At 70.8% G+C, this 13,334-nt stretch carries 15 protein-coding genes; 10 read left to right on the forward strand and 5 right to left on the reverse strand.

Features of this window, described 5'->3' with window-relative positions; translation table 11 throughout:
* Positions 1 to 4 precede the first annotated feature (4 nt).
* The 4 genes from FM051_RS01305 to FM051_RS01320 are packed head-to-tail and all read left to right on the forward strand — an operon-like array spanning position 5 to position 4,233.
* A complete protein-coding gene (locus tag FM051_RS01305) occupies positions 5 to 1,330 on the forward strand; it encodes an NtaA/DmoA family FMN-dependent monooxygenase (protein ID WP_238412071.1) in 1,326 nt (441 codons plus the stop codon).
* Entirely contained in the window at positions 1,327 to 3,195 is a 1,869-nt protein-coding gene (locus FM051_RS01310; protein WP_158839718.1) for an MDR family MFS transporter, read from the forward strand. The genes FM051_RS01305 and FM051_RS01310 overlap by 4 nt, the downstream gene beginning before the upstream one ends.
* On the forward strand, positions 3,188 to 3,697 hold the full coding sequence (locus FM051_RS01315) for an NADPH-dependent FMN reductase (RefSeq protein ID WP_158839720.1): 510 nt from the start codon (positions 3,188 to 3,190) through the stop codon (positions 3,695 to 3,697). Before FM051_RS01310 ends, FM051_RS01315 begins: the two co-directional genes overlap by 8 nt.
* Positions 3,694 to 4,233 carry a flavin reductase family protein gene (locus tag FM051_RS01320; protein ID WP_158839722.1) on the forward strand — a complete coding sequence of 180 codons (540 nt, stop codon included), beginning with the start codon at positions 3,694 to 3,696 and terminating at the stop codon, positions 4,231 to 4,233. The genes FM051_RS01315 and FM051_RS01320 overlap by 4 nt, the downstream gene beginning before the upstream one ends.
* A 207-nt stretch (positions 4,234 to 4,440) precedes the next feature.
* Here FM051_RS01320 and FM051_RS01325 read toward each other — a convergent pair whose 3' ends face one another.
* Genes FM051_RS01325 through FM051_RS01335 form a run of 3 tightly spaced genes read right to left on the reverse strand, consistent with a single transcriptional unit; the run spans position 4,441 to position 6,254 of the window.
* Positions 4,441 to 4,854 (reverse strand): arsenate-mycothiol transferase ArsC, encoded by a 414-nt coding sequence (locus FM051_RS01325; RefSeq protein WP_274383422.1) that lies wholly within the window; start codon positions 4,852 to 4,854, stop codon positions 4,441 to 4,443.
* The gene (locus FM051_RS01330) at positions 4,851 to 5,564 is read right to left on the reverse strand and encodes an aquaporin (protein ID WP_158839724.1); all 714 of its coding nucleotides are present in this window, start codon (positions 5,562 to 5,564) and stop codon (positions 4,851 to 4,853) included. The genes FM051_RS01325 and FM051_RS01330 overlap by 4 nt, the downstream gene beginning before the upstream one ends.
* Positions 5,565 to 6,254 carry an arsenate reductase/protein-tyrosine-phosphatase family protein gene (locus FM051_RS01335; protein WP_158839726.1) on the reverse strand — a complete coding sequence of 230 codons (690 nt, stop codon included), beginning with the start codon at positions 6,252 to 6,254 and terminating at the stop codon, positions 5,565 to 5,567.
* 120 nt (positions 6,255 to 6,374) lie between these two features.
* Here FM051_RS01335 and FM051_RS01340 point away from each other — a divergent pair, with 120 nt between their 5' ends.
* The 4 genes from FM051_RS01340 to FM051_RS01355 all read left to right on the forward strand — a co-directional run bounded on the left by FM051_RS01340 (position 6,375) and on the right by FM051_RS01355 (position 9,379).
* Positions 6,375 to 7,034 (forward strand): arsenate reductase ArsC, encoded by a 660-nt coding sequence (locus FM051_RS01340; protein WP_158839728.1) that lies wholly within the window; start codon positions 6,375 to 6,377, stop codon positions 7,032 to 7,034.
* A 171-nt stretch (positions 7,035 to 7,205) separates the two neighbouring features.
* The gene (locus FM051_RS01345) at positions 7,206 to 7,688 is read left to right on the forward strand and encodes a cation:proton antiporter regulatory subunit (RefSeq protein ID WP_158839729.1); all 483 of its coding nucleotides are present in this window, start codon (positions 7,206 to 7,208) and stop codon (positions 7,686 to 7,688) included.
* A 20-nt stretch (positions 7,689 to 7,708) separates the two neighbouring features.
* Entirely contained in the window at positions 7,709 to 8,863 is a 1,155-nt protein-coding gene (locus tag FM051_RS01350; protein ID WP_338019438.1) for a cation:proton antiporter, read from the forward strand.
* A gap of 273 nt (positions 8,864 to 9,136) precedes the next feature.
* Complete coding sequence (locus FM051_RS01355) at positions 9,137 to 9,379, forward strand: hypothetical protein (RefSeq protein ID WP_158839731.1); 243 nt, start codon at positions 9,137 to 9,139, stop codon at positions 9,377 to 9,379.
* Between the two features lie 368 nt (positions 9,380 to 9,747).
* Here the strand turns inward: FM051_RS01355 and FM051_RS01360 are convergent, their stop codons facing one another.
* A complete protein-coding gene (locus FM051_RS01360; RefSeq protein WP_202918620.1) occupies positions 9,748 to 10,515 on the reverse strand; it encodes a GAF and ANTAR domain-containing protein in 768 nt (255 codons plus the stop codon).
* A gap of 382 nt (positions 10,516 to 10,897) precedes the next feature.
* On the opposite strand from FM051_RS01360, the gene FM051_RS01365 reads away from it, so the two are divergent.
* The gene (locus tag FM051_RS01365; RefSeq protein WP_158839733.1) at positions 10,898 to 11,620 is read left to right on the forward strand and encodes a transglutaminase domain-containing protein; all 723 of its coding nucleotides are present in this window, start codon (positions 10,898 to 10,900) and stop codon (positions 11,618 to 11,620) included.
* Between the two features lie 93 nt (positions 11,621 to 11,713).
* Here the strand turns inward: FM051_RS01365 and FM051_RS01370 are convergent, their stop codons facing one another.
* Positions 11,714 to 12,670 carry a helix-turn-helix transcriptional regulator gene (locus tag FM051_RS01370; RefSeq protein WP_158839734.1) on the reverse strand — a complete coding sequence of 319 codons (957 nt, stop codon included), beginning with the start codon at positions 12,668 to 12,670 and terminating at the stop codon, positions 11,714 to 11,716.
* Positions 12,671 to 12,720: 50 nt separating this feature from the next.
* Here FM051_RS01370 and FM051_RS01375 point away from each other — a divergent pair, with 50 nt between their 5' ends.
* Positions 12,721 to 13,317, forward strand: a complete 597-nt coding sequence (locus FM051_RS01375) for an alpha/beta fold hydrolase (RefSeq protein ID WP_158839736.1) — start codon at positions 12,721 to 12,723, stop codon at positions 13,315 to 13,317.
* Positions 13,318 to 13,334 lie beyond the last annotated feature (17 nt).

Consider the following 13,334-nt stretch of genomic DNA (forward strand, 5'->3'; position numbering starts at 1 on the left):
CGGAATGCACATCGCCTTCGACTTGTCCTTCACCCACACCGAAGGTCGCTGGGCCCGTCAAGGTTCCTGGGTGGGGCGCGACTTCCCGGACGTCCGGATGTTCATGGAGCTCGCGCAGACGGCCGAGCGCGCCGGCGTCGACATGCTCTTCTTCGGCGACGGCAGCGGCATCCCCGACACCTGGCGCGGGTCGATCGCACCGGCCGTGGAGTGGGGCATCCAGTGGCCGAGGCACGACATGGCGCCGGTCATCGCGGCCATGTCCACGGTCACGTCGTCCATCGGTTTCGGGCTGACCTACTCGTCGACGTTCATGCACCCCTTCTACGTGGCGCGGCTGCTGAACTCGCTCGACCACGTGACCTCCGGCCGCATCGCGTTCAACGTGGTGACCTCCACCAGGAGCGCCGACGCCGCGAACTACGGCTACGACGAACTCCTGGAGCACGACCTGCGCTACGAGCGCATGGAGGAGTTCATCGACGTCTGCCAGGCGTTGTGGGGATCGGTGGCGCCGGACGCGATCGTCCGCGACCGGGACTCCGGTCGGTTCGCCGATCCCACGAAGGTGGCGGCGATCGACCACCGCGGCCGGTTCTTCACCGTGAAAGGGCCGCTGCCCGCCGTGCCGAGCCCGCAGATCAGCCCGGTCCTGGTGCAGGCGGGCAACTCACCGCGCGGCATCGCGGCGTCGGCCCGGTTCGCCGACGTGGTCTTCGGCTTCGGCGCGAACCTCGGCGGCCAGCAGCGGCACCGGCGGATGCTCGACGAGGCGCTGGTCGCCGAAGGTCGCGAACCGGCCGACGTCGGCATCCTCTGGGCGACGCAGGTGATCGTCGGCCGCACCGAGGACGAGGCGCGCACCCGACGTGCGGAGGTGCTGGACTTCTGGGACGAGGAGGCGGTCGGCGCTTTCCTCTCCCACAACACGGGGTACGACCTGTCCGGGCTTCCCGCGAGCTTCCTGCTCGGTGACCTCCGCGACCGGATCCACGCCGCGCAGGCCAGCCAGTCCGGGCTCGTCGCCCGGCTCGTCGCCGAGCACGGGGACGGCTACCGCATGGACCGGGCCGAGTTCTTCGAGCACGGGTGGAAGAGCGCCACCGGCATCGACCACACGCTCACCGGCGACCCGGCCGGTATCGCCGACGCGCTGGAGGAGAACTTCGCCGCCACCGGCGCTCGCGGTGGCTACATGCTGTCCAGCCCACTCGGCATGCCTTCCGGCTTCGACGACATCGCCGAACTGCTCCTACCCGAACTCGGTCGCCGTGGCGCGCTCGCTCCCCGTTACGCCGGCCGCACGCTCCGGGAGAACCTCACCCCATGAAGCGCTCCGAGTGGCTCGCGCTGGCCGCACTCTGCCTGGGGTTCTTCCTCCTCCTCGTCGACGGCACGATCATCTCGGTGGCGCTGCCGGCGTTGATGGAGGATCTCGACGCCTCCGAGGGTGCCGCGATCTGGGTCAACAGCGCCTACCTGTTCGCCTACGCCGTCCCCCTGCTCATGGCGGGCCGGCTCGGCGACCGGTTCGGCGCACGAGGCGTCTACCTCCTCGGGCTGGCGCTCTTCACGGCTGCCTCGCTGTTGTGCGCCCTCGCCCCGACCACCGCGATCCTCGTCCTGTGGCGCGTCGTCCAAGGGCTCGGGGCGGCGCTCATGACACCGCAGAGCATGACGATCATCCGGAGGCTCTTCGCCCTGCCGGCACTCGCGACGGCGCTCGGGATCTGGGCGTCGGTGGGCGGGATCGCCGCGGTGAGCGGGCCGCTGCTGGGCGGCGTCCTGGTCGGGAACTGGGGCTGGCAGGCGATCTTCCTGGTCAACGTGCCGATCGGGGTCATCGCCCTGGTGGCGGCGTGGCGCTGGGTGCCGCGCTCGACCCGGCTCGGCGCGCGGATCCCGTTCTTGTCCGTGCTGATCAGCGGCGTCGGGGCGTTCGCGGTCGTCGCCGGGATCCACGAGGGCGCGGCGTCGCCCGGCCGCGTCGTGCTGGGGCTCATGCCGGCGTGGCTGCTCGTGTGCGTCGGCGCGGTGCTCGTGGCGAGCGTGCTGTACGCCCAGCGCCGCAGGCCGGACACCGCGTTGCTGCCGGTCGCCCTGTTCCGCGGTCGCGGTTTCGCGATGGCCGCGCTGGGCAGTGCCGCGGCGTCGTTCACCGCAGGTGCGGCCATGATCCCCGTGATGATCCACCTCCAGGAGGATCGCGGGCTCGGTCCCGGTGAGGCGGCGCTGACGCTCGTCCCGATGGGCATCGCCGCGGCGATCGCGGCGCCGTTCGCCGGTCGTTCGGTGAACTCGCGGGGTAGCCGTTTCACCGCGCTCGTCGGTTCGGTGTCGTTGGCGGCCTCGATGGTGGCCTCCGGCGTGCTCGTGCTGACGAACGTGAACGAATGGGTGCTCGCTTCCGCGTTCGTGCTCTTCGGTTTCGCCAACGCCTTCATCTGGGCGCCGCTCGCCGTCGTCGCGCTGACCGGGGTACCGGACGGGCTCATGGGTGCCGCCGCGGGCGCCTACAACGCGATCAAGCACGTGGGCGGTGTCCTCGGCAGTGCCGCGACCGCCGCGCTGCTCGCCGCCACCTCCGAAGGAACGACGCTCGTGGCGCTCGCCGGATCGGCGGTCGTGTGCGTCGCCGCCGCCGGCGTGTTGGGGTCGGCGGCAGGCACGCCGGAGCGCGGCGGGAACGGCAGTCACCTCGCGGAATCGAACCCTGGAAGCGTCCTCGGGTACGCGACCGGCCCCGTGGTGCGCGGCGCCGGGCGGGGGAGGGGGCTCGGCTTCCCGACGGCGAACATCGACTTCGACCCGACCGCGCCGATCCCGGGTGACGGGGTCTACGCGGGCCGGCTGACGATCGTCGAGAGCGCCGATCCGGACGAGGCCCGGCCGTTCGCGTCGCTGCCGGCGCTGGTCTCGATCGGGTCGAACGTCACCTTCGACGCCACCGCCCGCACGATCGAGGCCTACATCCTCGACTTCGACGAGGACATCTACGGCTGCCGCGCCGAAGTCTCGGTCGAGTGGTTCATCCGCCCCCAGGTCCGGTTCGAGACCGTCGACGACCTCGTAGTCCAGATGAACCAGGACGAGGTGCGCGGGCGGGAGTACTTCCGGTCGAACGAGTCCGGCAAGTCGAACGAGTCCGGCAAGGCGAACGAGTCGAACAAGAGATACGAGGCGATCAATGAGTGAGGCCAGGATCGTGGCCCTCGTCGGCAACCCGAAGCCCGGTTCGCGGACGAGGGACGCGGCGGAGAGGCTGGCGCGCGGGCTGGGGAGCGAGGGCAGCGTCATCGAGCTCTCGGAGTTCGGCGCGGCTCTGCTGGACTGGACCGATGCGCGAGTGCGGGCGGCGATCGACACGGTGGCCGAGGCCGACGTGCTGATCGTGGCCTCGCCCACGTTCAAGGCGACGTACACGGGTCTGCTCAAGCTGTTCCTCGAACGGTTCCCCGGCCAGACCGGGCTCGCCGGCGTCGTCGGGATTCCGCTGATGCTCGGTGCGGCGCCGACCCACGCGATGGCCCCGGAGGTGCACCTCAAGCCCCTCTTGGTCGAGATCGGGACGACCTGCCCGGCCCCGTCGCTCTACCTGATCGACAGCACGTACCGCGACGACGGTGTCCTGGAGGCCTGGCTGGACCGCTGGCGAGCGGTCGTCCTGCGCGGTGTCGGCGGGAGGGAGCGCCCGTGACCACGCCGTACGTGGACGACGTCCAGGCCCTCCGCAGGGTGTTCTCGGGCTTTCCCTCCGGCGTCGCCGCTCTCGCCGCCGTCGTCGACGGCGACCCGACCGTCCTGGTGGTCTCCTCGTTCAGCGTCGGGGTGTCGCAGGACCCGCCGCTGGTGCTCTGCGCGGTCCAGCGGTCGTCCACGACCTGGCCCCTGCTCGCGAAGGCACCGGCGATCGGCGTTTCCGTGCTCGGGGAGGACCACACGGGCAATGCCCGTCGGCTCGCGTCCCGCGACAAGGACACCCGGTTCGAGGGGATCGACACCCTGGTGTCCGACTCGGGGTCGGTGTTCCTGCACGGCGCGCCGATCTGGCTGGACTGCTCGATCGAAGGCGTGCACGACGCGGGGGACCACGAGATCGTCGTCCTGCGCGTGCTCGGTTTCCGCGACTTCCCACACCGACCACTGATCTGGCACCGCTCCGCGTTCACCACCCTGCACAGTGCCGCACAGGAGGAAGTCAACGGCCTCGACCGCGTGAAAGGGGAGCGGTGAGTCGGCCACGCCCCGCGCACGGAACGCGCACTGGGGCGTGATCGTCACCAACGATCGCGGCAACCGGTGGATTCGGCGCGCCGTACCGCCCGACTCCGCCGGGGTTGGACCGGTTCGCCGGGTCGGTCGTCCACGCGGCCGAGTTCCGCGATCCGGCTCCGCACCCCGACCTGCGGGTTGTGGTGGGTGTGGGCAACTCGGCGGCGGCTACGCGGGTGCGTCGAGGAGTTCGGCGAGCAGGGTGCGGACGCGGCGGTCGATGTCGTCGCGGATGGGGCGGACGGCGTCGACGCCCTGGCCGGCCGGGTCTTCGAGTTCCCAGTCGAGGTAGCGCTTGCCGGGGAAGACGGGGCAGGTGTCGCCGCAGCCCATGGTGATGACGACGTCGGAGGCCTCGACGTCCTCGGTGGTCAGCTTGGACGGGACTTCGGCGGTGATGTCCAGGCCCAGTTCGGCCAGGGCCTCGGCGGCGGCCGGGTTGACCTTGTCGGCGGGCGCGGAGCCGGCCGAGCGGACGGTGACGCGGCCCATCGCGTAGTGCTGGAGGAGGGCGGCGGCCATCTGGGAACGGCCGGCGTTGTGCACGCAGACGAACAGGACTTCGGGCTTCTTGCTGTTCAACGCGATCGTCCTTCGGTTACGGGTACCGCGGTCGCCTCGACAACGGTCTGGTTCGGGTAGAGCACGCGCAGTAGCGGGATCGCCACCGCGACGCCGACGAGCTGCGCCAGCACGAAGACCGGCACGGACAAGGGTGCGATGCCGGCGAAGGTGTCGCTGAACACGCGGCCGATGGTGATGGCCGGGTTGGCGAAGCTGGTGGAGCTGGTGAAGAAGTACGCGGCGCCGATGTAGGCGCCGACGGCGGCCGGGGCGAGGGCGGCGCGGCCCGACCGGACCAGCGAGAAGATCACCAGCAGCAGGCCCGCGGTGGCCACGACCTCGGAGACGCCGTGGGCGACGGTGGCGCGTCCGGTGGTGCTGATGCTGATCGGAGCCGCTTCGAACATGGTGTTGGCGAGGACTGCGCCGGTGACGCAGCCGAGCACCTGGACCAGTGCGTACGCGGGCACGTCACGCCACGACAGGCCGCCGAACGCGGCGTCGGTGATCGACACGGCGGGGTTGAAGTGGGCGCCGCTGACGGGGCCGAAGATCAGGATGATGGCGAAGAGGCCGACGGCGGTGGCGGCGGCGTTCTCCAGCAGTTGCAGGCCGACGTCGCCGGGGGAGAGGCGTTGGGCGGCGATGCCGGAGCCGATCACCAGGGCGGCGAGCATCAGGCTGCCGAGGTATTCGGCCAGCAGCCGGTGGGACAGCGGGCGGGTCATTCAGGATCCCTCGGAGGCGGGGCGGACGGCGGGGACGAGACGTTCGACGCGGTCGGCGAGGTCGCGGTAGGCGGCGTCGAAGGCGTCCCGGGTCCCGACGGCGGCGGGGTCGGGCACGGACCAGTGCAGCCGGTCGGTGTGATCGGTGAGCTCTTCGTGGGCGTTGTCGCACACCGCGACGACGAGGTCGTCGGGGCGCAGCACGTCGTCCAGGTGGTGGGTGCGGGCACGGGTCAGCGACAGCCCGTGCGTCCGGGCGGTGGCGACGGCCAGCGGGTGCACGCGCTCGGCGGGCCGGGTGCCGGCGCTCGCCGTCGGCACGTTGCTCCGCTGCTCCCACAGGGCGGCGGCCAACTGCGAGCGGGCCGAGTTGTGGCTGCACACGAACACCACGCGCGGCGCCTCACGCAATCCGCTGGGCACCAGTTCGGTGAGCGCGGCGGTGCGCAACCGCAGGTAGGTGCGCCGGTGGTCGCCCTCGGAGCGGGACCGCTCCACGATGCCCGCCTGTTCGAGCAGCTTCACGTGGTGGGCGAGCAGGTTGCTGGGCAGCCCGAGCGCGCGACCGACCTCGCCGGGTGAGGCGTCGCCGAGCACGAGCAGGTCCACCACGGCGAGCCGGGCGGGCTCGCCGAGGGCCGCGTGCACGCGGGCACGGGCCACCGTGTCGGAAGGCCAGTCAGTAGTCATTGACTCAATCATGCTTGAGCGGGTCGGCTCCGTCAACTTGCCTGCGCGGGTTGACTTCCGCAGTAAAGCTCAACCACTATTGAGTCAATAAACCCTGACTGATCGACTCGGAGGCCGAGTATGGCTGAGACACGCGAGTACCGCCGCCACGACCTGAGCGTGGACCAGCAGTTGGCCCTGCGCACCGCCGCCGTCCGGCTGCGCGAGGCGTTCGACGGGGTGTTCGGCGCGGAGACGATCGAGCGGTTCCTGTACTCCAGCTACGACCAGTTCGCGGCGCACAGCACCATCCCGAACTACCTGCCGCTGCTGGCCGAGCGGTTCGCCCGGCAGCGCCTGAACGCCCTGGCTCGCGTCGAGGGCCACCACCAGGACGGCAAGCCGACCGTGCTGTTCCTGTGCGTGCACAACGCCGGCCGCAGCCAGATGGCCCTCGGTTTCTTCCAGCACCTGGCCGGCGACGCGGCCGTGGCGTGGTCCGGCGGCTCCGAGCCGGGCTACGAGATCAACCCGTCCGCGGTGGAGGCGATGGCCGAGCGTGGCATCGACATCTCCGGCGAGTTCCCCAAGCCGTGGACGGAGGAGATCGTCCGCGCCGCCGACGTCGTGATCACCATGGGCTGCGGCGACGCGTGCCCCGTCTACCCCGGCAAGCGCTACCGGGACTGGACCCTGGACGACCCGGCGGGCAAGAGCGTGGCCGACGTCAGGCCGGTGCGCGACGAGATCGAACGACGCGTCCGCGCCCTGCTCGCCGAGCTGGACGTCCCCGTTGCCTGAAAGCAGAGCTGAGTCATCGCCGACATCCAGTGCCGAGGTCCACTCGATCGGGTGAAGTCGCCGAGAGTGCTGGTCAGCCGGTCGTCTGCCGGGACCTACAACCAGCGGAAGACGGCGTGGCGTGGCTACGGTGCCGTGGTCATGGGTCTTCGGTCCGGGAGGAGTTCCGGGGTGGATGTCGAGCGGACCACGTTGCCGGGCATCGGGTTGCGGCACACGTTCACCAGCGAGCGGGGGCGCCGGATAGCGGTGATCTCGCACCGGTCCGGCCACCGTGACGTGGTGATCTACGACCGGGCCGATCCGGATACCGCCACCGAGACGGTGTCGCTGAGCCGCGACGAGGCCGACGGGATGGCCGAGCTGCTGGCGACCAGCCGGGTGGAGGAGCGGCTGGCCGAGTTGAGCCGCCAGGCGGAGGGGCTGACCTCGGAGCAGATCGCGATCACCACCGGGTCGCCGTACGACGGGCGGACGCTGGGCGACACCGGTGCGCGTAGCCGCACCGGAGCCTCGATCGTCGCGGTGGTCCGCAACGGGGAGGTGATCGCCAGCCCGCGCCCGGACTTCCGGTTCCGCGGCGGTGACGTCGTTGTGGTGGTGGGCACCGCCGACGGCACGGCGGCGGTCGCCGAGATCCTCACCGACGGCTGATCGCCGTGCACAGCAGTGCGTTGCTGCTGTTCGAGCTCGGCGCGATCGTCCTCGGGCTGGGTCTGCTCGGCGCGGTGTCCGTGCGGTTCGGGTTCTCCCCGATCCCGCTGTACCTGCTGGCCGGGTTGGCGTTCGGGCAGGGCGGGCTGGTGCCGCTGGCCACCAGCGACGCCTTCATCTCCGCGGGCGCGGAGATCGGGGTGATCCTGCTGTTGTTCACCCTCGGCCTGGAGTACACCACCACCGAACTGGTCACCACGCTGCGCCGGTCCGCCCCGGTCGGCCTGGTCGACCTCGTGCTCAACGCCGCACCGGGCGTGGCCGCCGGGTTCCTGCTGGGCTGGGGGCCGATCGCCGCCGTCGTGCTCGGCGGCGTCACCTACGTCACCTCGTCGGGCATCACCGCCAAGCTCCTCGGTGATCTGGACTGGATCGGGCACCGCGAAACCCCGGTCGTGCTGTCGCTGCTGGTCCTGGAAGACCTCGCGATGATCGCCTACCTGCCGATTCTCGCGGCACTGCTGGTCGGCACCGGCCCACTCGACGCCGCCGCGACCCTCGGTGTGGCCGCGGTGGCCGTGACCGTGGTGCTGGTCGTCTCGCTGCGGTTCGGGCGGCGGGTGGAGTCGTTCCTGCACAGCCCCAGCGAGGAGGTGTTGTTGCTCAAGGTGTTCGGCACGACCCTGCTCGTCGCCGGCGCCGCCCAGTCCCTCCAGGTCTCGGCGGCCGTCGGCGCGTTCTTGGTGGGGGTCGTCCTGTCCGGACCCGTCGCGCACACCGCCCACACGCTGATCACCCCGCTGCGGGACCTGTTCGCCGCGGTGTTCTTCGTCTTCTTCGGGTTCAGCACCAACCCGGCCGACCTCCCGCCGGTCGCCGCGATCGCCGCTCTGCTCGCTGCCGCCGGCATCCTCACCAAGCTCGCCACCGGGTGGATCGCCGCCTCGCGCGCCGGCATCGGCCCGATCGGCCGTGCCCGCGCCGGCGCCGCGCTGATCCCGCGCGGCGAGTTCAACATCGTCATCGCCGGCTTGGCGGTCGCCGCCAACGTCCACCCCGACCTCGGGGCCCTCGCCGCCGCGTACGTCCTCATCCTCGCGATCACCGGACCGCTGGCGGCCCGCGCCGCCGAACCCCTCGCCCGCCTGGTGCGCCAACGTCACGACGGCGCGTAGGCGACGCCCCCGAGGCGGAGCCGGAGCGCTTGGTCGCGCACATGCACAGACTGCGGATTTGACCCGCCGACGCGAAGCAGGGTCTGTGTCAGCTCCGGGCGGGCAGGGCGGGAGCTGCCATCGCCAGGTGGGGTTGGCGTCGCCTGTTGCCGATCGCGGAGGGCGATTCGGACCAGGACGGTGCCCCGCCTTCGTCGGTTCACCGCCCTGCGTGACGGGTACGCCTCCGGTGGAGCACGACACCGCCGTTGCGAACTCGGAGGTTTGGCGACCATGCCTGGTGACGACGAAGCCCAGACCGAGCACGTACGGATGCCCATGCCGCCCGGTGGCGACGCCGACCGCCACCCCGGCAGCCCCGACATCGGCGAGCCCGACCCCGATCCCGAGACCTCTGAAAAGGACGAGAGCAGCGGACACCCCCACTCCGGTCGCCGGCACGACGCGGCCGGAGACGCCGAACTGCCCGGCGAGTCCGGAGGACGGCACGTGGTCCGCCCACCCGGGGAACGCTGAACCTGGACCGCACGTCCGGACGATCCGCCGGCACCAAAGCGCAGCACCGGTCGGCGAACGCCAACGCGGTAGCCCGCCCGATACCGCTGGACGCCCCGGTGACGACGACTACGAGGTCCTTGGTAGGCATGCTGACGGCGCACTCGGTACCACGGCGGCCAACCGCTCCGGCGGACGTCCCATACCGGAGGGGCACGCGGGCAACCGACACTCGCGCGGCCCGGTCCACCTCAAGCGGAACGGACTCTGCCGACACAGCCGTGATGACCGCCATGCCTCACCAATGTGCGTCGAGCGCCTCGTGGTGGGGGATTCGGTCACTGAACGGCACGTAACGGCGCGTGAACGTCCGTCTCCTCCAGCAGGCTTCACAGGCCGGCCGCGCGACCGCGTGATCCTGCCGGGGAGCGCGCCAGCCGACCGGTGTGCACGAGTTCGTCGGCGAGGTCCCGGAGCTTGATGTTGGCGCGCTGGCTGGCCCGTACGAGCAGGGTGAACGCCTGGTCGCCGGTGAGCTTGTGGCGTTCCATCAGGATGCCTTTGGCCTGTCCGATGAGGTCGCGGGTCCGCATCGCCTCGGTGAGGTGCTCGCGTTGTTGGGCGGCGGCCAGGGCGACGGCGGCGTGGCTGGCGAACAGCAGCCCGACGTGTTCGGACTCCTCGTCGAACGCCTCGGTGTCCGGGGAGTAGAGGTTGAGCGCGCCGAGGTCGTCATCGCGTACGAACAGTTGGAACGACAGCATGCTGGAGACCCCCAGCCGCCGCGCTCGTTCGGTGAACCGCGGCCATCGCGTCTCGTGGTTCACGTCGGGCATGCTGGTGGTCTTGTGCTCGTAGAGCGCGTCCAGGCACGGGCCCTGGCCGGTGTCGTACTGGGCTTGGTCGACCTTGGCGGACAACTCACCGCTCATGGACACCGTCCGCACCTCGCGCTTGGCGAGGACCGTCGTGATCGCCGCGTCGTGGGCGCCGGGAATGGTCTCCACCGCCGACCGCACGATCTCGTCCAGAGTGCCCTGGGTGCTGTGCTGCTGGTGCAGTGTCTGCGCCACCTCACTCAAGTGGACCGCCAATTCGTCCGGGTCGGGGCGATAGCCGGTCGTGTCGTCGGCCACCGGCCGCCTTGCATCAGTCACTTGCTCCACGCACATGTCGGGTTCCGCTACCGGGCGGCGTCAGTTCCGATCGAGCGGGCATGGGAATTCCTCAAGCCTGCGCCGCCACCCCCACTGTCCACCTTCCCGACCTCGACCGCGAGCGCCCGCAGTGAATGACACGGGTAGCGCCGTGCGCGCCCCTGCGGGGACGTGTGACGACGTTTCCCAGTGGGCAAGATAGTGAGGTGACAGACAGCGACACACACGCCCAGGTCCCACGGCGTGCGGGTCGTGATGACGGCGTGCAGGTGCCGCAGGATGAGCTCGGCCCGTGCGGTCGGCGGTGCTTGCCGGTGATCCGGGTTCGGGGGACAGTGACGGGGTGACCTGTTTACTTGTCACTCCCTGGTGGCGTCGACGCATGCCCGGGGAGGACTCTGGGGCGGTGGACGGCGGTGTCGGTCCGACACCGATTCTCGACTGGGACCACCCACTGGTCCGTTCGCTGGCGGAGCGGGTGACACCGTTCCGGGACGGAGATCCCGTCACCACGTTGAGGACGGCCCACGAACTCGTCGCGAGCGCTGTGCGACCGGTGTACGCGGTGGACGACATGCAGCCGATTTCGCGCACCCTCAGCCGGGGACGGGGGTCGTGCAGCCAGCGGATGGCGGTTCTCGAAGGTCTCGCGCGCGCTCATGGGATCGCGACGCGCGTGCGGGGAATCGTTGTCGACGGACGGTTCTGGTATCCGCGGTTCCGCCAGGTGCCGTTCCTCGTGCCGGCGCGGGTTCTCCTGGCGTGGCCGGAGTTCCGGGTGGCACGGGAGTGGGTCCCGGTCGGTGAGATCTTCGGGACGCTGTCGGAGATGGAGGCCTCTGGCGGGTCCGGGTTCAGCAACGCGGGCGGCGAGACGCTGTTCGACGCCGTCGCGCGAACCGCGGTGGACTGGGACGGCCTGACCTGCTCGCCGGGGGTGCCGTCGCCGTGCGACCTGTCCGCGACCGTGCTCACCGACCTCGGGCGGTTCCCCTCGCGTGATGAGCTGTTCGCCCGTCACGGCCAGACACTCTGCGGCCCGCTCACCACCCTGGCGGACCCGTTCCTGAGCCGCTGGGCACCACCGGCCGTCACAAGTCGCTGAGACCCGAACACGCCACCAGTGCTGGTGATGGGCTTCGGACCGGAGTCGCCGGGTGACCGGCAACGATGTGGTCGTGAGGCTTCGGGTCGTCTTTCATCGCTGCTGTTGTGTTGCGTGGCAGCGGTTGCCGATGGTGCGGAGGGCGACGAGCAGTTCGGGTGGGCCGTCGACTTCGAAGTCGGCGTCGATGACGAGGATGTGTGCGGCGAGCATGTGTGGGGTTTCCGCGCCGACGTGGACCAGGCAGGTGTGGTCGTCGACGGGTTCGACGGCTGTGGCCGGGGTCAGCCATTGCACCAGTTCGGTGGCCGGTTTGTGCACGAGCACCTGGGCGCGGTAGCGGGTGAGTGCGGCGTCGACGCCTTTGGCGACGTAGGCGGTGAGGTCCTGCCCAGGGGGCTCGCGGGGTGTGAAGCGCGGCCCGGTGGGGGTCCGCGGCCGCATCCGGTCGACGCGGAAGGTGCGCCAGTCGGCGCGGTCGGGGTCCCAGCCGACGAGGTACCACTTGCGGCCGAGGTGCACCAGCCGGTGCGGCTCGACCTCCCGGTGCCGGTCGGTGCCGTCGTGGGTGCGGTAGTCGAAGCGGAGCCGGTGGTGGTCCCGGCAGGCCGCGGCGATCGCGGTCAGTACCTCCGGGGCGACGGTCGGGCCGCCGTGCCTCGGGGTGACGGTGGAGGTGCGGAGGAGGTCGATCCGGTGGCGCAGCCGGGAGGGCAGGACCTGGTCGAGCTTGGCCAGCGCCCGGGTGGCCGCTTCCTCGATCCCGGCGACCGCGCCACCGGTCGCGGTGTTCAGGCCGATCGCGACCGCGGTGGCCTCGTCGTCGTCGAGCAGTAGCGGGGGCAGCTTCGCTCCGGGTGCGAGCCGGTAGCCCCCGGCCACGCCGGGCAGCGCGTGCACCGGGTAGCCGAGTTCGCGCAGCTTGTCGATGTCGCTGCGCACGGTGCGCGAGCTCACCCCGAGCCGCTCGGCGAGCTCCTGCCCGGTCCACGAGGGGCGGGCCTGGAGCAGGGACAGCACCTGCAGCAGCCGGGCCGAGACGGTCATCACATCGAGGACGTTACCCCTGGATTGCGGAAGGAATCCTTCCGCAATAGGGGATGTCATCGGGGCATGACGAACAACAACCACGGCACCGACACCGGGATCCGTCCGTTCCGGATCGACATCCCACCGGCGCCCCCGGCGAACTGGACGACCTGAGCGACCAGGACAAGGCCCGCCTCGGGCTCTACGAACGGTTCCAGCACGACTTCGGCGGCTGCCTGGCCATCCAGTCCACCCGGCCGCAGACCCTGGCGTTCGGCCTCGCCGACTCGCCGGCCGGTCAGCTCGCCTGGATCACCGAGAAGTTCAAGGAATGGACCGACTCCCGCGAGCGACCCGAAGACGCGGTCGATCGCGACGCCCTGCTGACCAACGTGACCTTGTACTGGCTGACCAACACCGCCGCCTCCTCCGCCCGCTTCTACTACGAATTCGCCCGATCCAGGAGCCTCCCCGCATGGTCGGAGACCCCGCTGGGTGTCGCGGTGTTCCCCCACGACGTGGTGCTGCCCATCCGTCCGCTGGCCGAACGAGCCGCCAACATCACGCGGTGGACCGAGTTCGACCGTGGCGGCCATTTCGCCGCCCTCGAACAACCCGAACTCCTCACCACCGACGTCCGGGCGTTCTTCTCCGGGCTGGCCGGGTAACCCGGATCGTGACCGGC

It is taken from the genome of Saccharothrix deserti (genome assembly GCF_009769385.1).
Taxonomy (GTDB): domain Bacteria; phylum Actinomycetota; class Actinomycetes; order Mycobacteriales; family Pseudonocardiaceae; genus Actinosynnema; species Actinosynnema deserti.

Coding starts and splice junctions, on each gene's coding strand:
- FM051_RS01315 (WP_158839720.1), top strand. CDS start 3,188: ATGAGTGAGGCCAGGATCGTGGCCCTCGTCGGCAACCCGAAGCCCGGT.
- FM051_RS01355 (WP_158839731.1), top strand. CDS start 9,137: ATGCCTGGTGACGACGAAGCCCAGACCGAGCACGTACGGATGCCCATG.
- FM051_RS01375 (WP_158839736.1), top strand. CDS start 12,721: ATGTCATCGGGGCATGACGAACAACAACCACGGCACCGACACCGGGAT.
- FM051_RS01335 (WP_158839726.1), bottom strand. CDS start 6,254: ATGACTACTGACTGGCCTTCCGACACGGTGGCCCGTGCCCGCGTGCAC.
- FM051_RS01365 (WP_158839733.1), top strand. CDS start 10,898: ATGCCCGGGGAGGACTCTGGGGCGGTGGACGGCGGTGTCGGTCCGACA.
- FM051_RS01340 (WP_158839728.1), top strand. CDS start 6,375: ATGGCTGAGACACGCGAGTACCGCCGCCACGACCTGAGCGTGGACCAG.
- FM051_RS01330 (WP_158839724.1), bottom strand. CDS start 5,564: ATGACCCGCCCGCTGTCCCACCGGCTGCTGGCCGAATACCTCGGCAGC.
- FM051_RS01305 (WP_238412071.1), top strand. CDS start 5: ATGCACATCGCCTTCGACTTGTCCTTCACCCACACCGAAGGTCGCTGG.
- FM051_RS01310 (WP_158839718.1), top strand. CDS start 1,327: ATGAAGCGCTCCGAGTGGCTCGCGCTGGCCGCACTCTGCCTGGGGTTC.